This window comes from Rhodoblastus sp. 17X3 (assembly GCF_030056575.1).
Taxonomy (GTDB): Bacteria; Pseudomonadota; Alphaproteobacteria; order Rhizobiales; family Beijerinckiaceae; genus Rhodoblastus.
The window spans coordinates 90,005-108,738 of sequence record NZ_JASHHX010000014.1; the positions used below are offsets into that span (position 1 = coordinate 90,005).

14 protein-coding genes are annotated in these 18,734 nt (G+C 63.9%); 7 read left to right on the plus strand and 7 right to left on the minus strand.

Annotated elements, in window-relative coordinates:
* Window positions 1-55 precede the first annotated feature (55 nt).
* Window positions 56-898, plus strand: a complete 843-nt coding sequence (locus tag QM467_RS13765) for a hypothetical protein (protein ID WP_283366906.1) — start codon at window positions 56-58, stop codon at window positions 896-898.
* 3 nt (window positions 899-901) lie between these two features.
* On the opposite strand, the gene QM467_RS13770 is transcribed toward QM467_RS13765, so the two are convergent.
* Window positions 902-1,495: an LOG family protein gene (locus QM467_RS13770; RefSeq protein ID WP_283366907.1), complete on the minus strand. Its 594-nt coding sequence runs from the start codon at window positions 1,493-1,495 to the stop codon at window positions 902-904.
* Window positions 1,496-1,684: 189 nt separating this feature from the next.
* On the opposite strand from QM467_RS13770, the gene pepN reads away from it, so the two are divergent.
* Both pepN and QM467_RS13780 read left to right on the plus strand, forming a co-directional pair.
* A complete protein-coding gene (pepN, locus tag QM467_RS13775) occupies window positions 1,685-4,345 on the plus strand; it encodes an aminopeptidase N (protein ID WP_283366908.1) in 2,661 nt (886 codons plus the stop codon).
* A 501-nt stretch (window positions 4,346-4,846) separates the two neighbouring features.
* Entirely contained in the window at window positions 4,847-7,168 is a 2,322-nt protein-coding gene (locus tag QM467_RS13780) for a PAS domain-containing sensor histidine kinase (protein ID WP_283366909.1), read from the plus strand.
* 15 nt (window positions 7,169-7,183) lie between these two features.
* On the opposite strand, the gene QM467_RS13785 is transcribed toward QM467_RS13780, so the two are convergent.
* Window positions 7,184-7,441 (minus strand): 4a-hydroxytetrahydrobiopterin dehydratase, encoded by a 258-nt coding sequence (locus QM467_RS13785; protein ID WP_283366910.1) that lies wholly within the window; start codon window positions 7,439-7,441, stop codon window positions 7,184-7,186.
* Window positions 7,442-7,518: 77 nt separating this feature from the next.
* Between QM467_RS13785 and QM467_RS13790 the strand changes: the two genes are divergently transcribed.
* Window positions 7,519-8,904 carry a M20/M25/M40 family metallo-hydrolase gene (locus QM467_RS13790; protein ID WP_283366911.1) on the plus strand — a complete coding sequence of 462 codons (1,386 nt, stop codon included), beginning with the start codon at window positions 7,519-7,521 and terminating at the stop codon, window positions 8,902-8,904.
* Between the two features lie 61 nt (window positions 8,905-8,965).
* Here the strand turns inward: QM467_RS13790 and QM467_RS13795 are convergent, their stop codons facing one another.
* Window positions 8,966-9,619: a hypothetical protein gene (locus QM467_RS13795; protein WP_283366912.1), complete on the minus strand. Its 654-nt coding sequence runs from the start codon at window positions 9,617-9,619 to the stop codon at window positions 8,966-8,968.
* 224 nt (window positions 9,620-9,843) lie between these two features.
* Here QM467_RS13795 and QM467_RS13800 point away from each other — a divergent pair, with 224 nt between their 5' ends.
* Entirely contained in the window at window positions 9,844-10,512 is a 669-nt protein-coding gene (locus QM467_RS13800; RefSeq protein ID WP_283366913.1) for a hypothetical protein, read from the plus strand.
* 235 nt (window positions 10,513-10,747) lie between these two features.
* Here QM467_RS13800 and QM467_RS13805 read toward each other — a convergent pair whose 3' ends face one another.
* Window positions 10,748-11,278, minus strand: a complete 531-nt coding sequence (locus tag QM467_RS13805) for a YcgN family cysteine cluster protein (protein ID WP_283366914.1) — start codon at window positions 11,276-11,278, stop codon at window positions 10,748-10,750.
* A gap of 187 nt (window positions 11,279-11,465) precedes the next feature.
* Between QM467_RS13805 and QM467_RS13810 the strand changes: the two genes are divergently transcribed.
* Window positions 11,466-13,694 (plus strand): transglycosylase domain-containing protein, encoded by a 2,229-nt coding sequence (locus tag QM467_RS13810; RefSeq protein WP_283366915.1) that lies wholly within the window; start codon window positions 11,466-11,468, stop codon window positions 13,692-13,694.
* A gap of 191 nt (window positions 13,695-13,885) precedes the next feature.
* Here QM467_RS13810 and QM467_RS13815 read toward each other — a convergent pair whose 3' ends face one another.
* The 3 genes from QM467_RS13815 to QM467_RS13825 all read right to left on the minus strand — a co-directional run bounded on the left by QM467_RS13815 (window position 13,886) and on the right by QM467_RS13825 (window position 17,754).
* A complete protein-coding gene (locus tag QM467_RS13815; protein ID WP_283366916.1) occupies window positions 13,886-14,833 on the minus strand; it encodes a hypothetical protein in 948 nt (315 codons plus the stop codon).
* A 341-nt stretch (window positions 14,834-15,174) separates the two neighbouring features.
* A complete protein-coding gene (murJ, locus tag QM467_RS13820) occupies window positions 15,175-16,731 on the minus strand; it encodes a murein biosynthesis integral membrane protein MurJ (RefSeq protein ID WP_283366917.1) in 1,557 nt (518 codons plus the stop codon).
* 39 nt (window positions 16,732-16,770) lie between these two features.
* Complete coding sequence (locus tag QM467_RS13825; protein ID WP_283366918.1) at window positions 16,771-17,754, minus strand: glycosyltransferase family 2 protein; 984 nt, start codon at window positions 17,752-17,754, stop codon at window positions 16,771-16,773.
* A gap of 127 nt (window positions 17,755-17,881) precedes the next feature.
* Here QM467_RS13825 and QM467_RS13830 point away from each other — a divergent pair, with 127 nt between their 5' ends.
* Window positions 17,882-18,730: a ChbG/HpnK family deacetylase gene (locus QM467_RS13830; protein ID WP_283366919.1), complete on the plus strand. Its 849-nt coding sequence runs from the start codon at window positions 17,882-17,884 to the stop codon at window positions 18,728-18,730.
* Window positions 18,731-18,734: the final 4 nt, after the last annotated feature.

The following is an 18,734-nucleotide window of genomic DNA, read 5'->3' on the forward strand; positions in this document are numbered from 1 at the left end:
ATAGAAAATGACGGCTCTGGAACAGCGGGTTGCGCCAACCCGCGCGGAGCCTCCGATGAACGATCTGATCCCCCCGTCGCATCCCGTGCCGCAAGCCCGGCGGCAGACAGAGCCGAACTGGGACGCCGCTTGGGACGCGTCCCGTGACGCCTCGTGGAACGCCTCCTGGGACGCCTCCTGGGACGAAGCGCCGGAAATCGAATTCCGGCCGGTTTCGCCGACACGCCCCAAATGGCGCCTGTATTCCGCTTCCGCGGGCGCGCTGCTGTTGACCTTGGGCGTGGGCTGGGCGGCGGCGGACAAGATCGGCGGCTATTTCGGCCCGCCCGCCCCGGATCCGGCGGAGATCAAGGCGGCGGAGGCCCTCACGGCCGCACAGGCGCAGCGCCGCGAACTCGCCGCCCTTCGCGTCCACGTCGAAACCCTGAAGAGCAAGCTGGAAGCACAGACCCAGAAATCGCGCGCGGCCGAAACGACCATCGCCTCGCTGCAAAAAGGCCTCGCCGAAGAGAAGGCCGACGCCGCGTCGGCGGCCTCGCAATTGCAAGCCAAGATCGAAAAGATCCAGAGCCAGGCTGCGGAAAAAGCCGCCGAAAAGGCGGCTGAACGCAATATCGACAAGACGACGACCGCCTCGATCCCCAAGCCCCTGCCCCGTCCGGCGCAAATACAGGCCGCGGCGCAAGCTGCCCGTCCGGCGCCCTATCGCAACTTCGTCCTGCGCGATATCGGCCCCGGCCGCGCTCTGGTCGAAGGCGGCGGCCGGATCGAGGAAGTCGAGCCCGGCGATATCCTGCCTGGCGGCGCCATGGTGGAGCGGATCGAGCGGCGCGGCCAGAGCTGGGTCGTGATGACCGACCGCGGCTATATCGGCCCGGATTACAACTGGGACGATTGATCGTCAAAACTCTGGGCGCAAGGACGCGCCCGGCGCCAGCGCCTCGGCATAGGCCGCCTGCAGGGCGGGAAGAATATCCTCGACCTTGTCGCGGACCAGATAGCGCGCCTCGCAATTCGCCCGGATGAAGCCCTGTTCGCGCATATGGTCGAGCAGGGACAGCAGCGGGCGCCAGAATCCGGCGATATCGGCGATCAGCACAGGCTTGTCATGGCGTTGCAGCTGCACCCAGGTCAATTGCTCGACCAATTCCTCAAGGGTGCCGATTCCGCCCGGAAGCGCGACAAAGGCGTCGGCCTTTTCGAACATCAGCCTCTTGCGTTCGTGCATGTCCTCGACCACCAGCAGGTCCTGCACGCTTTCGAGCATGTTCTCGCGCTTTTGCAGGAAGCGCGGGATGATCCCGGTGACATGGCCGCCTGCGCTCAGCACGGCGTGGGCGACCGCGCCCATCAGGCCGAGATCGCCGCCGCCATAGACGAGGCCGATGTCGCTCTCCGCGAGAATGCGGCCGAAATCCCGCGCCGACGCGATAAAAGCCGGGTCCGCGCCCATGGATGAACCGCAATAGACACAGATTTTCCGAATCCTGCGCATCGCTCGCCCCATTCGTCGCCCCTTTCTGTCCTGCCGCCCGGAAACGGTCAAGCCACGCGCGGATAATCTCTTTTGTCGCATGGCGATTTCGGCCAAGCGGGCATAAATAGGGCGCAACAGCCGTTCCCGCCGGAATCGCGGGATCCTTCGCCGTCCGGGCCATCCGCCCGCAAACCCTTAAGAGGCGTCATGTCCGCCAAGCCTGAAGCCGATCACGTGCAGCCCGTCCGTCTCGCCGACTACCGCCCCACCGACTACCTGATCGATTCGGTCCATCTGGACATCAGCCTCAATCCGATCGCGACCCGGGTCATTTCGCGCCTAAGCCTGCGCCCCAATCCGGCTGGCGTCGCCGGCGCGCCGCTCGTGCTCGACGGCGGGGACCTGAAGCCCTATCGCGCGCTGCTCGACAATGAGGCGCTGAACCTCTCCGAAGTGTCGACCCCCGACCGCCTGACCATCGCCAATCCGCCCGCGCGTCCCTTCACGCTGGAAGTCGAAACCCTGCTCGACCCCTCCGCCAATACGCGGCTGGAGGGCCTCTACCGCTCCGGCTCGGCCTATTGCACGCAATGCGAGGCCGAAGGCTTCCGCCGCATCGCCTATTATCTCGACCGCCCCGACGTGATGAGCGTCTTCACCGTGCGCATCGAGGCCGACGAGCGCGAGGCGCCGGTGCTGCTCTCCAACGGCAATCCGGTCGAGAGCGGCGAGGTCGGCAACGGCCGCCATTACGCCATCTGGCACGATCCCCATCCCAAGCCCAGTTATCTCTTCGCCCTCGTCGGCGGCGATCTCGGCTCCATCGAGGACGAATTCACCACCGCCTCCGGACGCAATGTGAAGCTCGCGATCCATGTCGAGAAGGGCAAGGAGCACCGCGCCCATTACGCGATGGAGAGCCTGATCCACGCCATGCGCTGGGATGAATTCGTCTATGGCCGCGAATATGACCTCGACGTGTTCAACATCGTCGCCGTGCCGGACTTCAACATGGGCGCGATGGAGAACAAGGGCCTCAACATCTTCAACGACAAATATATCCTTGCGATCCAGGAAACCGCGACAGACCATGATTACGCCGGCATCGAGACCGTCGTCGCGCATGAATACTTCCACAACTGGACCGGCAATCGCATCACCTGCCGCGACTGGTTCCAGCTTTGCCTGAAGGAAGGCCTGACCGTCTATCGCGACCAGGAGTTCACCGCCGACCAGCGTTCGCGCGCCGTGGGGCGCATCGCCAGCGTCCGGACGCTGCGCGCCGCGCAATTTCCCGAGGACGCCGGCCCGCTGGCGCACAACGTTCGCCCGGACACTTACAGCGAAATCAATAATTTCTATACGGCGACCGTCTATGAGAAGGGCGCCGAGATCATCCGTATGCTGCGCTGCCTGATCGGCCATGAGGCCTATCACAACGGCATGGCGCTCTATTTCGAGCGCTACGACGGCAAGGCCGCGACAGTGGAGGATTTCCTGTCCTGTTTCGCCGAGAGCGCGGGGCGCGACCTCGGCCAGTTCTTCCACTGGTACCAGCAGGCCGGCACGCCGAAGCTCACCGCGCGCGGCTCCTATGACGCGGAGACGAAGACCTATACGCTCGACCTGTCGCAGGCGACGCCGCCCACCCCAGGCCAGCCCGAGAAGAAGCCGCTGCTGATGCCGATCCGACTCGGCCTGATCGGCCGCGACGGCCAGGAAATCCCGTTGGTCCAGGACAATCCGGCCAGCCCGCGCGAAGCCAAGTACGGGATTTTCGAACTGGCCGACGCGCAGCGCCGCATCGTCTTCAAGGACGTGCCCAGCAAGCCTGTCCCCTCGCTCGTCCGCCGCTTTTCCGCGCCGGTGATCCTCGATGTCGATCTCGATGAGGACGACCTGCTGCTGATGATGGCCCATGACAGCGACCCCTTCAATCGCTGGCAGGCGGCCCAGACCCTCGCCACGCGGCTGCTGATCCGGTCGACGCAACTGATCCGCGCCGGCGAACTGCCCGACTTCAACCCGGCCTTCGCCGAAGCCCTCGGCGCTGCGATCGAGGCCGGCGATGCCGACCCGGCCTTCGCCGCGCAAATGGCCGCCCTGCCGAGCGAAGGCGATATCGCCCGCGACATCGGCTCGGACGTCGATCCCGACGCCATCTTCCTGGCGCGCCGGGCCTTGCGCTCCGATATCGGCAAGCTGCTCGGCGAACGCCTGCTCGCCGTCTATGACCGCCTGGCGTCGGACGCGCCTTATTCGCCCGACGCCGCCAGCGCCGGCCGCCGCGCCCTGCGCAACGCCTGCCTCGATCTCTATGCGGCCGCCCATTCGTCGGACGGCTCCGAAATCGCCATGCGCCAGTTCCAGGCTGGCGCCAACATGACCGACCAGATGGCCGCGCTTGCGGTTCTCTCGGCCTACGCCACGCAGCAGCGCGAGCGCGCGCTGGATTCCTTCTTCCGCTCCCACGCCGACGAACCGCTCATCGTCGACAAATGGTTCTCGCTTCAGGCGATGATCCCCGAGCCCGAAACGCTGGCGCGCGTCAAGCGGCTGATGCATAACCACGCCTTCAGCCTGACCAATCCCAATCGCGTGCGCGCGCTGATCGGCGCCTTCGCCACCGGCAATCCGACCGGCTTCAACTCCGCCGACGGCGCTGGCTACCGCTTTGTCGCGGAAACCGTCCTGAAGCTCGACGAGGTCAATCCGCAGGTCGCCGCGCGCCTGCTCTCGGCGTTCCGTTCCTGGCGCAATCTCGAAGCCGGCCGCCGCGCCCTCGCCCGTGAGGCGCTGGAGCTCGTCGCGGGGCATAGCGCGCTGTCGCCGGACCTGCGCGACATTGTGGCGCGCTCGCTCGCCTGACGCGGAAATCCAGCCTCGCGCCAGCCCGCAAAGACGCCCCTTCGCGTCCGGCGCAGAGGGGCGTCTTCGCCTTGTTTTCGCTCCATTTTCGCCCCGTTTCGGCAAGCCAGCCCAAGCGCGCGGCGATAGTGAGGCGCCGCCCGCGGCCGATCGCATTTTCTTCGCCTCCTATTGTTTTATCACACTTTTTTTGACCACCTCGCTCCCGCCCGCGCGCTTCTCGCCTGACGCCGCGACCTTTTGCGCCGCAAGGAAATTCGGCGAAATTTTGCTTTCATTAACGAAAATTTAGGCTGGACAAAAAGCCGCCTTGGGATTCGAATGGAACTGATTCGGAGGCGTCGCTTTAAAGCTCCGGATCGTCAATTTTCACCATTGTGGGAGCGAGTCATGGCGCGTGCGAACGCCGCCGATGCCTCATTTTGTCTTGATGCATCGAGCCCGCCTGAACCCATCTGGAAACCGACCGGGGCGTCCAGCCTTCCGCAAGGCGGCGCCGCTGTGACGCATCTTTTTCCCACCGCGCGCCCGGTTCACGCCGCGCAGGGCGACGACGCACAGGCCACGCAGGGAGACCATGCCCCGATGGCCGCGCTCACGCCGAAAGAGCGCCTTGAGCCCCTGCTGCATAGCGCCCTGCCGGCGATGATCGTGCTGTTTCTGCTCACCCTGTTCGGCGTCGCAGCGCAGGTCGCCCTGCAGAGCTATGACAAGGTGGTGCCGGAAGCCCTTGCCGAGATGGAGATGGTCGGCCGTCTTGCGGCGGAAGACCTCAATGTCGCAACCCGCCATGCGGCTCCGGGAGCGCCCGCCGCCATGATCCTGGAATCGGCTCTTGGCCGCTTCCTGACCCGCGGACGGATCATCGCCGTCACCGATCCCGACGGCCAGATCGTCGCCGCCTTGCCGCCGGGCGCGATCCGCGCGAACTCGCTGTCCGGCCATCTCGGGACTTCGCAGCCCCTCACCGTCTTCGCCGAAAAGGCCGGGCCGATGCAGATCGCCCTGTCGAACGGCACCGAGGCGCTCGCAACCGTGCGCAATCTCGACGCGCCCTATGGCCAGCTCGCGATCATCCAGCCAGTCGATAGCGCCCTTTCCGAATGGCGCTCCGCCGCCTGGCGCTCCGCCATACTCCTCATCGTCACCTCCGCCGTGATGGGCATCGTCGCCTTTGCCTATTTCGCCCAGGCCAGCCGCGCCATAGACGCCGAATCCGACCGCGCGCGCATCCGCAACCGCATCGACGCCGCGCTCGATCGCGGACGCTGCGGGCTGTGGGACTGGGATCTCGCCAATGGCCGCATCTATTGGTCCGATTCCATGTATGACATGCTCGCCATGGAGCGCGCGGGCGAGTTCCTGTCTTTCGGCGACGTCAAGAAGCTGATCCATCCTGACGACGGCGACCTTGGCGAGATCGCCGAGCAGTTGACCGCGCGCCGCGCCAATTCCGTCGACCACGCCTTCCGCATCCGCGATTCCCGCGGCGAATGGATCTGGATCCGGGCGCGCGCCCAGGTCATCCACGAAGGCCGCGAACGCACGCCGCATCTGGTCGGCATCGCCGTCGACATTTCCGAGCAAGTCAGGCTCGCCGAACGCAGCGCCGCCGCCGATCTTCGCCTGCGCGACGCCGTCGAGACCATTTCCGAGGCTTTCGTCTTGTGGGACACGCAGAACCGCCTCGTGCTGTGCAACGCGAAGTTCCAGCGCCTCCACGGCCTGCCTGCCGAATGCATCGTCCCCGGAACGCCCTACGCCATGGCCATGGCCCAGTCGCAAAGCTTCGCCGAACAGGCCGAAGTCCTGCCGAACGACGGCGCCGGCCGCGTCTATGAGGCGCGCCTCGCCGACGGACGCTGGCTCCAGATCAACGAGCGCCGCACCAAGGACGGCGGCTATGTCTCGGTAGGCACCGACATTTCCGCGCTGAAACAGCATGAGCAGCAATTGCTCGACAGCGAGCGCCGCCTGATGGCGACCGTGGCGGACCTGCGCAAATCCCGCCAGACGCTCGAATTGCAGGCGCAGCAGCTCGCCGAACTCGCCGAGCGCTATCTCGAGCAGAAGGCCGAGGCCGAAGGCGCCAATCGCGCCAAGTCCGATTTCCTCGCCAACATGAGCCATGAACTGCGGACGCCGCTCACCCATATCATCGGCTTCGCGGAAGTGATGGAGCAGCAATATTTCGGCGAGATCGGCAACGAACGTTATGTGCAATACGCCAATCACATCCGCCAATCGGGCCAATATCTGCACGGCGTGATCAGCGACGTGCTGGAAATGTCGCGGCTCGACGCCGGCCAGATCGCCCTTCAGGCCCGCGAGATCGACCTCGCCCCGACGCTGGCCGAAGCGGTCGACGCCCATCGCGCCCCGGCGGCTGCGAAACAGGTGGAGATCGCCTTCGAAGCCCCCGCCGACAGCCGCGTCGTCGCCGATCCCGAGCTGTTGCGCCGCGTCGTCGACATTCTGATGAAGAACGCCCTGAAATTCACGCCCGAGGGCGGCCGCATCGCCGTGCGCGCGGTCCGTCAAGGGGCGGCGCATGACATCATTGTGGAGGACAGCGGCTGCGGCATGAATGAGGAGGAGCTGACGCGGGTCTGCCGGCCGTTCGAGCAGCGTTCGCCGCTGATGCAGGACGGCATGAAGGGCCCCGGCCTCGGCCTCTCGATCGCTCATTCGCTGGTCGAACTGCATGGCGGCGAATTGCGCATCGATTCCGCCCCGGGCCAGGGCGCGAAAGTCTGCATCCATCTGCCCGGGCCGCGCGAACAGGCGCGCAAACGGATCGCCGCCATCAGCGCGGCCGAGTGAGCGCCAAAAAGCCGATCAGCGCCCGCGCGAGAACACTGCGTCCATATGGGCGGCCAGCGCGAGGTCCTGCCCCGTGACGCGCCCCGCATCATGGGTGGTCAGCTCGACCCAGACCCGGTTGTAGATGTTCTTCCATTCCGGATGGTGATCCACCCGCTCGCAATAAAGCCCGACCTCGACCATGAAGGCCAAGGCCTCGGCGAAGGCGAAGAATTTGAAGACCTTGGCGATCCTTTTGTCGTCGCCGCTCCAGCCGTCGGGAATCATGACCATATCCTGCTCTCCCATGCGAGGCGTGACGCGCCCGCCCTGCGCTGATAATTTATAATCCGATTCAGGCAGGAGCCGTCATGTCCAATCTCGATAAAGCCCTCTCCGCGCTCGACGCCGACCGCGAGGGCGCACTGGAGCGGCTGTTCGCGCTGCTGCGCTTCAAATCCATCTCGACCGATCCCGCCTTCGCCCCGGACTGCGCTGCGGCCGCCGACTGGCTGGTCGGGCAGCTGAAAGAGCTGGGCTTCGAGGCCTCGTCGCGACCGACTGCCGGCCATCCTATGGTGGTCGCCAAGGCCAAGGCGGTGCGGCCCGACGCGCCCAATGTGCTGTTCTATGGCCATTACGACGTGCAGCCGGTCGATCCGCTGGAGCTGTGGCGCGCCGACCCCTTCGCGCCCGAAATCGTCGAAGCGGCCCCGGGGCGCAAGCAGATCGTCGCGCGGGGCGCCGCCGACGACAAGGGCCAGCTGATGACCTTCCTGGAAGCCTGCCGCGCCTTGCGCGCCAATGGCGGACTGCCTTGCCATGTCACGATCCTGTTCGAGGGCGAGGAGGAGTCCGGCTCGACCTCCCTGCCCGCCTTCCTCGCGGCCAATGGCAAGGAGTTGAAGGCCGATCTGATGCTGGTCTGCGACACCAATATGTGGGATCGCGACACCCCGCTCATCACCTGCATGCTGCGTGGGCTGGCGTTGGAGGAAGTCGTCGTCAAGGCCGCCAGCCGCGACCTTCATTCCGGCATGTTCGGCGGCCCGGCCGTCAATCCGATTCATGTGCTGTCGCGGATCATCGCCGGCCTGCATGACGAAAACGGCCGCGTCACCCTGCCGGATTTCTATGAGGGCGTCCCCGAACTGCCGCCGGACATCAAGCAGCAATGGGCGGCGCTCGATTTCGACGAAAAGGCCTTTCTGGGCGAGGTCGGGCTGTCCGTCCCCGCTGGCGAGGGCAATTATTCCGTGCTGGAGCAGATCTGGGCGCGGCCGACCTGCGACGTCAATGGCGTCGTCGGCGGCTATACCGGCCAGGGCTCGAAGACCGTGCTGCCGGCGCAGGCCAGCGCCAAATTCTCCTTCCGCCTGGTCGGCAAGCAGGACCCGCAGGCGGTTCTGGAGGCCTTCCGCGCCTATGTGCGCTCCTGCCTGCCCGAGGATTGCGAGGCGGAATTCATCAGCCACGGCGCCAGCCCGGCGCTGTCGCTGCCGTTCCGCTCCGAGGCGCTTCAGCGCGCCAGCCGAGCGCTGGAGGCCGAATGGGGCAAGCCCGCGGTGCTGGCGGCCTCGGGCGGCTCAATCCCGATCGTCGGCCTATTCAAGCGCGAATTGAAGATGGATTCGCTGATGGTCGGCTTCGGCCTCGACGACGACCGCATCCATTCGCCCAATGAGAAATACGAATTGTCCTCGTTCCAGAAAGGCGCGCGCAGCTGGGCGCGGATTCTGACCGCGCTGGCGGATTAAAGGCTAGCGACTTTCAATATTTCTACGGTGAAGAAGCGATCAGATAGCTTTTATAAGCTCTCTAATTGAGTCTGGATGTCAAAACTATTTCGACATCAGGACTACTCAATTGGAAGTTGGCCGGAACACCACTCAGGCCGCCTTGTAGATCAAACGGAATTTTTGCGTTTTCAAACGCCCGTTTGACTGCCTGTTCGGCTGGACGCAACGAGCTTGGATTTTGAACGCGAACGGCTATGCCAGAAGGTGGAGCATTGCCAAGTCCCATGGCAATCGGCGTCGTTACAGCCCATCCACTAGACTGGAAAGTAAGAGCAACATCGCCTGCCAGCATTTTTACGTCAGCAGCTGCGGCATCATGAATTATTGCAACTGCAAACCTTGAACTGTTAATTTCGTTCTTGATTGCTTGCGCTTGTTCGCCAGACAATCGGCGAGGAAGCAGGGATTTAACCTGTTGCTCCAACGTGTCCAATCGCGCTTTCGCCTCTGCGGGCGTCGCCCCATTGAGTTTTTCTTTGTAGTCAGATAGCTGTTCGTCCTTGAGCTTTAGGCGGCTCTCGTAGTTCTCGATAATTGAGCTATAGCGCCAATTCACCACACCCCAAATCAACCCACCAGCCACTACGACAGCAATACAAAAAGAAACCGGCGCCCCCGCAAGGATCTCCTTCCACTCACCTGTCATATGTTTTATAAAATCTTCCACGTTCATCTGTTTCACTTATATAGTTATCGCGAATCTAGCGGTTTAAAATGCCGAAAAAGGAGAACATAACATGACCTCTATGGTCAAGTTGATTCGTGCCCGTTCCATTCTACTTCTGGCCTCATATTCCCAATTAGACACCACTCCGAACACAATTTCGTAACGCGACCTTAGGAAATTCCAATCGGCCGGATATTGCTATCCAGCCGCCACAAACAGAAAGCCCGCCTGTGCTGCCCTGGATACTCCTCGACACCGCGTCAATCCCCGGCGGCGGCGCGCTGCGGCTCAAGCGGCGCGGCAATGAATTTTCGATCATGCTCGGCGACAATGAGCTGATGAATTCGCGCCTGAGCGGCTCCGAGGAGGCGCTGGCGACATTGAGCCTCGCTAAGATCGCGCACCGTTCGGCGGCCAGAATCCTGATCGGCGGCCTTGGCATGGGCTTTACCCTGCGCGCGGCTCTGGGAGCGCTGGGCGCCGCCGCGCAAGTCGAGGTGGCGGAACTCGTCCCCGCCGTTGTCGCCTGGGCGCGCGGGCCAATGGCCGAGGTCTTCGGCGGCTGCCTCGACGATCCGCGCGTGAGAATTCTGGAGGGCGACGTCGGCAACATTGTCGGCGCCAACGCCGGCGTCTATGACGCCATTCTGCTTGACGTGGACAATGGCCCGGATGGACTGACTTCAAGCGCCAACGACCGCCTGTATAATGGCGCCGGCCTCGCAGCCGCCCGCGTCGCGCTCAAGCCCGGCGGGATCGTGGCTTACTGGTCGTCGGGGCCGGACGAAAATTTCACCCGACGTTTGCGCAAGGCCGGTTTCGAGGTCGAGGAACGCCCGGTGCGCGCGGGCCGCTCGCGCGGCGCCCGCCACATGATCTGGCTTGCCGCGCGAAACTGACCGCAGGAACAAAGAGGGACAATCGCCACGAAGCCGATTCGCGCCCGTTCTGTTCGTGCAAAATTCCGCCCTTCCCGTTTTGGGGCGCCTGTCTCGGAAGAGGCCGAAAGCAATCCTTTACGCCGGGAACGAACGCGGGATATCCACAAATCAGCGATTCGTTCAGGTCTCATTCCCGTCCTGATCGCCAAATCCCATTTCAGGCCTTAAGCGCAGGTTAACAGGCAAGCTCCTGTTAAGGTTTCGCTTTCCCGCGCGGCTTGGCCGGTTTGGCGGCTTTGGGGACCTTGGCGGGCCAGGCTACGATCCGGTCGATCATCTCGTCGACCGACAGCTCGTCCTCCAGCGCATGGACGCGGCCGAGCACCGAAATCCCGGCCTCGGCCACGCTCTCGCGCCGCCCGCTGACCAGCGGATGCCATTCGGGCAGGTCCTGGCCATGGGCGAGCAGGCGATAGGCGCAGGTCGGCGGCAACCAGGTCAGGGATGCGGCGCTGTCCGGCGTGAGGCGGATGCAATCCTTCACCCGCCTTGAGCGATGTCCATAATCGGAACAGCGCGCCGTCGCGGGGTCGAGCAGGCGACAGCCGACGTCGGTGAAATGAATTTCGCCGCTGTCCTCGTCCTCAAGCTTCACCAGGCAGCAGCGGCCGCAGCCGTCGCACAGGCTTTCCCATTCCGCCTTCGAAAACGCGCTCAGGGCGCGGTCCCGCCAGAAGGGTTTTTTGGCGTCGCTTTCGGCCTTGGTCTTCTTCGTCTGCGTCATGGTCCGGTTCAAAATGGGGCAAATGGGGATGGCGCGGCTTTTGCGCTTGAAGGCCGATAGAGTTAAGACAATGTTAAAGGCGTCGGCGCGCGCCGCCTGTCAAGGCCAGCGCCGCGACGATGGACACACGAAGCGCCAAAGCGGCCCACGAAGCGCCGCAGCAAAGACCGGATGGAGCGCCGCAACCTTGGCCTACGACTTCAACCAAGCCAGATGGTTCCGCGCGCTGCGCAATGCGCTGCTCGGCTTCGATTCGTGGATCGACAGCACGTTTTATTCGCTGAGCACGGACACGGCCGACCTGTGGCGGAATTTCTCCAGCTTCATGGAGCGGTTCCATGTGCGCGGCGCGAGCCGCGTCGCGGTGGAACTCGCCTGCGAGGGCCTCACGCTCGGCGTGTTCGGCGGGCTTGTCCTCGTCGTGCTGGCGCAGCCGGCCTTCCGCCTCACCGCCTCGGGGGACTGGCTGAAGAAGACCGACCTCGCCGTGACCTTCCAGGACCGCTTCGGCAAGGAGGTCGGGCGGCGCGGCATTCTCCACGACGACGCCGTGACGCTGGATCAATATCCCGATTACGTCGTGCAGGCCGTGCTCTCGACGGAAGACCGCCGCTTCTATGACCATTGGGGCGTCGATCCCATCGGCCTTGGTCGCGCGCTCACCGTCAACGCCCGTTCGTCGGGCGTGGTGCAGGGCGGCTCCACCCTTACCCAGCAATTGGCCAAGAATCTCTTCCTGTCCAACGAACGCACCCTCACCCGCAAGATCAACGAGGCCTTTCTGGCGTTCTGGCTGGAGTCCCATCTCAGCAAGAACCAGATCCTGCAGCTCTATCTCGACCGCGCCTATATGGGCGGTGGCACTTTCGGCATTCAGGCGGCGTCGCAATTCTATTTCGGCCGCTCGGTCAAGGACGTTTCGCTGGCGCAGGCCGCCATGCTCGCCGGACTGTTCAAGGCGCCGACCAAATTCGCTCCCCATGTCAACCTGCCCGCCGCCCGCGCCCGCGCGCTCGATGTGCTCAACAACATGGTCGTCGCGGGCTATCTGCGCGAGAATCAGATCGCGGAGGCGCAGCGCAACCCGGCCTCGCCGGTCGATCGCAGCGCCGAGGCGAGCACGCCCGACTGGTATCTCGACTGGGCCTTCAACGAGATCAAGGCGCTGTCCGAATCCGGCAAGCTCGGGCAGGACCGCGTCTTCACCGTGCGCACGGCGCTCGATTCGAGCCTGCAGAAAAAGGCCGAGACCACCATCGACGAAATGCTGCGCGAGAGCGGACCGGCTTTCCACGCCAAACAGGGCGCGACCATTGTGCTCGAACCGCTCGGCGCCGTGCGTGCGCTGGTCGGCGGCCGCGATTATGGCGCCAGCCAGTTCAACCGCGCCACCGACGCCCAGCGCCAGCCCGGCTCGTCCTTCAAGCCCTATGTCTATCTGACGGCGCTGATGAGCGGAAAATTCACGCCGCAGACGACGGTGGTGGACGCGCCGATCTGCCTCGGCAACTGGTGCCCGAAGAATTACAAAGGCTCCTATGCCGGCTCGATGCCGATGTGGAACGCGCTGGCCCATTCGTTGAACACGGTCGCCGTGCGGCTTTCCATTGCGATTGGCGATGGCGACGCCAAGAAGGGCCGCGCGCGCATCATCGCCACGGCGCGCCGGCTGGGCGTCACGGCGCCCCTGCCCGACACGCAATCGCTGCCGCTCGGCGCCGACGAAGTCAGCCCGATGGATCAGGCCACGGCCTATGCGGCCTTCGCCAATGGCGGCAAGCGCATCAAGCCCTATGCCGCGCTGGAGATCGCCAACAGCCGCGGCGAGCTGATCTACACTCATGATCGCGACGGCGAGCAGCCTCAGCAGGTGATCGACCCGCGCAATATCAACGATCTCGTCTTCATGATGACGCAGGTTGTCGAACAGGGCACGGGCCGCCGCGCCATGCTCGACGGCGTCAAGGTCGCGGGCAAGACCGGCACGACCAATGAATACAAGGACGCCTGGTTCTGCGGCTATACCGGCAATTTCGTCGGCGTGGTCTGGTACGGCAATGACGACGACCTGCCGATGGAGCGCATGACCGGAGGCACCCTGCCCGCCGCGACCTGGCACGACATCATGCAATTCGCCCATAGCGGCGTCGATCTGAAGCCCCTGCCCGGTTCGACCCTCATCGCCGAACAGGGCCCGGTCGTGCAATTGACCAATAATGCGGGCGCGCAGACACTCAAGGTCCGCGAGCAATTGTCGAAGAAATCATCGGAAGCGCTCGGCTCGATCGAGAACCTGATGAAGGCGACCGCCGAAAAGCATGGTGCGCTCGACCTGACGCGCCCATCGCGCTACGCCGCCGCCGAACCCGCCGAGGTTTTTGCCCGGCGGCGGGGCGCGATCGTCGATCTGCGGTAACGATTTCCGGCAAGGAATGACTGCGACGGGCGGTGAACGGCTTTACAGCGATCGGCCGCCTCCGGCTCATAGTCGCCTTTCCCGACGAGGTCCGCGACTGTCTGATGTCGACCCGTTGCAGTCCCATCGGCATAAAATTCAAACGGCTACTGTTCGGGCTTTATCCACCGCTCCAACGAGGAGGTTATTGTTTACGGACGAGCTTTCGCGACAGACAACGCCATGTTCACCATGTTGCCGATTTGGTCGAGTGCCTTTGCCGCGACTTCTTCTTGCTCTTCGAACGGAAGTTGCGGGTCCATTACTTCAACTGGCATCCGAACGTGAAACTCGCTGCCATGTTGAACAGGCCATGCTTCCTCCGGAAGCTTTCCCTCCACATGGCGTTCTGCGGTCGGAGCCCAGGCCTTTTCGAAGATCGCGCTGACCTCACCTCGAAAGAAGGCATGCTTGAATCTGATTCCGGGCGGTAGCCCTAGCGCCCCGAGATAATATTCGCGGTCTCTACCCTCCTGGCGCGATGCTTGCAATTGTGGATACCGGGCCTGCACGAAGTCATGGTAAGCCCTCTTGAGAGGCGCTATGACGGCATCGTAAGCGTGATTGGCTCGATTGTCGGCTTCACGCGCTCGGGTCTGTCGAGATGCCGCAGCTACGAGGATCGCGTGCCTCCACTCCCAGCCGGGATACGCTGCACCTTCGATGCTCTGGCCTAGCTCTTCGAGTGAAACGCGGTCATGCCAACGTTGGTCGGTCGGCACGCCAGCTAGATAGCCCGCAGGTGCGCAAAGAACTGTCTTATAACGATCGACGGCGCCCTCCTCGCAGAGGATACTGCCCCGCAGATGGTAGCGCTCGCATTGATTGGGCTGCATCGGCGCGCCAATCTTGTCTTCTATCATGACAGCGACACTTTCCTCCCCGAGTCTAACAATCACCAGGACATCGGTTTCACCATGCTCGCGATGAACGCTGTGCCGTGCTGTTTCGACGACAGCCCCTGTAAGGTCGAGACGCCCGGTTAGCCAGTCGGCGAAAGAGCGACACATGTGGAGTTGCTCAATCAGGATCAAGTCAATGTCGCGCTCTTGCACAGAGAACGGGAGGCCGGTGTTGTAGCGCGCAAGTATCGGATTCATTATATCCTCGACAATCTCAAGGGCCGAGCGAGTTTGGCCTATTCGCCCGAGGTTTCATAGAATCGTTAGGGTTGTGACGAGTTACGCGTGTTGCGGGGCGTTAGACGATCATGGCGGTCACCTAGACGTAATACGAAACCCTAAATTCTTCTCCGCATCGGTGCGCGTGATGATCTCGTGCAGCGGCCGCTATCCGGCCTGTTGCTTCCATTCGCCCGAGGGTCCGCTTCCCGCCCAAACTCACCTCTGATGGCGGCGTCCGGGGATTTCCGCTTTCCGCCGATACTTGTCCTTGCTGGCGAGATTTCGGATCGTCCGCTATCCGCCGATAGCCGCCGCAGCTAACCCTTCTTCCGAGCCAGCCGCGACAAGCCCATTTGCGCGGCGGTGACGCCGAGCGCCCGGCAGCCGCCGAGCGTGACGCCGCCATAGACGACCAGCCCCACCAGTCCGAAACAGGCCAGCGCGATCAGGCTGCCGAAAATGCCGAGGCTGCCGCCGAGCGCGGCGAAGGGCGCCTGCAGCCAGAGCGAGATATTGGCGAGAATGACCGTCGCCGTCGCCGCGGCCAGAGCCACGCCTTTCAGCGTGTCGTCCGGCTGGAACAGATAGCGGCGCAGTCCGATGAACATCAGCAGACCGAGATTGATCCAGGCGTTGGCCGAGGTCGCCAGCGCGATGCCGACCGCGCCCAGCGGCTTGTAGAGCAGGATTTTCAGCAGCAGGTTGATCGCCAGCGCGCCCAGGGAAACATACATGGGCGTCTTGGTGTCGCCCATGGCCTGGAAGCCCGAGCGCAGGGCGTTGATGGCGATCATCGCCAGCAGGCCGGAGCCATAGGCGCGCAGCACCGCCGCCGTGGCGAGGGAATCACCCGCCTTGAAGGCGCCATGCTCGAACAGCGCGCGCACGATGACGTCGGGGATGACCATGAAGGCGACGACAAAGGGCGCGGTCAGCACGATGGTCATGGCGAGGGTGCGGTTCTGCGCCGTGAAGGCGCCTTCCCAGTCCTCGCGCGCGAAACAGCGGCTCATTTCCGGCAGCAGCACCGTCCCCGCCGCGACGCCGACGAGGCCGATAGGCAATTGATAGAGCCGCTCCGCATAGTAAAGCGACGACATGCCGCCGGTCTGCAGCAGCGAGCCGATGATCGTATCGGCGAACATGGCGATCTGCACGCCGGAGGAGCCGATCACGGCGGGGCCGAACCTGCGGAAAAAGGCGCGCACATCCTCGCCCCAGCCCGGCCGCGCGATCTTCTCCATCAGATTCAGACGGCGCGCGGAAAACATCAGCAAAGCAAGCTGGGCGATGCCCGAGGCCGTCACGCCTGCCGCCGCCGCGTAGGCCGCATTGGGAAACAGAAAGGCCACCGCCAGAAAAGCCATGGTGACGACGTTCAGCAGCACTGGCGCGAAGGCCGCCACGGCGAATTTGCCATGGGCGTTCAGCGTCGCCGAATGCATGGTCACCAAAGTCACGCAAAACAGATAGGGAAAGGTGATGCGGGTGAGGCTGACGGCGAGGTCGAATTTCGCGGGATCGGCGGCGAAGCCCGGCGCCATCAGGCGGATGAAGCCGGGCATGAAGATCCAGCCCAGCGCCAAAATCACGATCTGCGAGATGAGCAGCAGCGTGAAGATCTGGTTGGCGAAATGCCGCGCCGACCAGATGTCGGATTTCTCGTAAACGCGCAGATAGGTCGGCACATAGGCGGCGTTGAACGCCCCCTCGCCGAAAATGGCGCGGAAATGATTGGGCAGCCGCAGCGCCACCGCGAGGGCGTCGCCGAGCAGTCCGGCGCCCACGAGGCCGCTGAGCATCACGTCGCGCAGGAATCCGGTGACCCGGGAGAGCAGCGTGAAACCGCTGACCGAGAGGAAGCTTTTATACATGAACCGCCGTCAATTCCGGGTGGGACGATCTTTTTACGCTCATTCGCCCTTGGCCGGCGAGGTTTCGTTCGGAGCGGCGGCGCCGATTTTTTCGGCGACGATGTAAAGCGGGCGCCCTTTCACCTCGGCAAAGACACGCCCGATATATTCGCCCAGCACGCCGAGCGAGATCAGCTGCACGCCGGCGAAGAACATGATCGACACGATCAGCGAGGCGAAGCCGGGCGCGGAGACGCCCCAAATCAGGGTCTCCAGCACGTAATAGACCGCATTGACCAGTGCGAAGGCCGCGATAGCCATGCCGATATAGGTCCATACCTTGAGGGGCACGGTGGTGAACGACACGATGCCGTCGAAGGCGAAGCGCGTCAGCTTGCGATAGGAAAATTTCGACACGCCGGAATGACGTTCCGCGACCTCAAAGGGCACGCCGGTGGATTTGAAGCCGATCCAGGCATAGAGACCTTTCGAAAACCGCGCCCGCTCGCGCAGGTTTTTCAGCGCATCGAGCGCAACGCGGTCGAGCAGGCGGAAATCGCCCGCGCCCTTGGGCAGCTCGATTTCGCCGCAGGCGCCGAAGAGATGGTAAAATTGCTCGGTGAGCCAGCGCCGCGCCGCCGAATCCGTCTCGCGGCTGAGGCGGACGCCGTAAATATTCTGATAGCCCTCGCGCCATTTGGCGACAAACTGGGCGATGGCCTCGGGCGGGTGCTGCAGATCGGCGTCCATGATGACGGCGGCCCGCCCGCGTGCGGAATCCACCCCCGCGGCGATGGCGATCTCCTTGCCAAAATTGCGCGAAAACGAGAGCGCGCGCAGGCGCGGATCCTGTTCATTGAGGGCGCGAAGAACTTCAACCGTGTCGTCGCTGGAGCCGTCGTCGACGAAAATCACTTCGAAGCTCTCGACGCAGGCCAGAGCCGGGACGAGACGGGCGACCAGCTGACGCAGATTCCCGCTCTCGTTGAACACCGGCACGACCACTGTCAGCTCCGGCGCCGCGACGCTCATTCGGTCAGACATTTCCCATCGGGTCCTTGTTTGTCGCCGGGCGCTCGCACGGCGGGTGCGGCATGGTCGCAGGAACATCTAGGCCGCAGCGCAAAAATGCGCAAGAAAGGGGCGAATTTGCGTCTGACCCGGATCGGCCATGTCGACTTCCACCAGCTTCGCGCTCTGCGCCGACGACTTCGCTCTGTCCCCCGCCGTCACGGCGGGGATTCTGGAGGCGCTGGCGGCCGGACGGCTCACCGCGACTTCGGCCATGACCACGCAGGCGAATTGGCCGGACGCCGCGAAAGCCTTCCGCGCTCTGGCGCCCCGGGCCGATCTCGGCCTGCATTTCAACCTGACGCTCGGCGCGCCGTTGGGAAAAATGCGGAGTTTCGCGCCCAATGACGCCTTTCCCGCGATGAACGCCATTGTCCCCGCCGCGTGGCGCTCGGCCTTGCCGCGCGGGGAAATCCTGGACGAATTGCGCCGCCAGCTCGACGCGTTCGAGGACGCCTACGGCGCACCGCCCGATTATGTCGACGGCCATCAGCATGTGCAGGTTCTGCCCGGCATCGCGGACGATCTCATCGCCGAACTTTTGGCGCGGGGGCACGCGGGACGCATCTGGCTGCGCGACAGCGCCGACCGGCCAAGGCGGATTTTTGCGCGCGGAAAACATTGGGGCAAGGCCTTGACCGTGGCGGCGCTCGCGCGCGGCTTCCGCGCCAAGGCGCGCGCGGCGGGCTTTGCGCTCAATGACGGCTTTTCCGGCTTTTCCGATTTCGACGCCAAAGGCGATTACGCAGCCGATTTTGCGACTTTCCTGCGCGCGCCGGGCGCGAGACACCTCATCATGTGCCATCCCGGCCATGTCGACGCCGAATTGGCGCGGCTCGATCCCGTCACCGATTCGCGGGAGACCGAGCTGGCTTTCCTGCTCTCCGACCGTTTCACGGAAATTCTCGACTCGGCGGGAGCGAAGCTCGCTCCGCTGTCCGCGATGTGAGCGC

Coding starts and splice junctions, on each gene's coding strand:
- QM467_RS13765 (WP_283366906.1), top strand. CDS start 56: ATGAACGATCTGATCCCCCCGTCGCATCCCGTGCCGCAAGCCCGGCGG.
- QM467_RS13770 (WP_283366907.1), bottom strand. CDS start 1,495: ATGCGCAGGATTCGGAAAATCTGTGTCTATTGCGGTTCATCCATGGGC.
- pepN (WP_283366908.1), top strand. CDS start 1,685: ATGTCCGCCAAGCCTGAAGCCGATCACGTGCAGCCCGTCCGTCTCGCC.
- QM467_RS13785 (WP_283366910.1), bottom strand. CDS start 7,441: ATGGTCATGATTCCCGACGGCTGGAGCGGCGACGACAAAAGGATCGCC.
- QM467_RS13790 (WP_283366911.1), top strand. CDS start 7,519: ATGTCCAATCTCGATAAAGCCCTCTCCGCGCTCGACGCCGACCGCGAG.
- QM467_RS13795 (WP_283366912.1), bottom strand. CDS start 9,619: ATGAACGTGGAAGATTTTATAAAACATATGACAGGTGAGTGGAAGGAG.
- QM467_RS13805 (WP_283366914.1), bottom strand. CDS start 11,278: ATGACGCAGACGAAGAAGACCAAGGCCGAAAGCGACGCCAAAAAACCC.
- QM467_RS13815 (WP_283366916.1), bottom strand. CDS start 14,833: ATGAATCCGATACTTGCGCGCTACAACACCGGCCTCCCGTTCTCTGTG.
- murJ (WP_283366917.1), bottom strand. CDS start 16,731: ATGTATAAAAGCTTCCTCTCGGTCAGCGGTTTCACGCTGCTCTCCCGG.
- QM467_RS13825 (WP_283366918.1), bottom strand. CDS start 17,754: ATGTCTGACCGAATGAGCGTCGCGGCGCCGGAGCTGACAGTGGTCGTG.
- QM467_RS13830 (WP_283366919.1), top strand. CDS start 17,882: ATGTCGACTTCCACCAGCTTCGCGCTCTGCGCCGACGACTTCGCTCTG.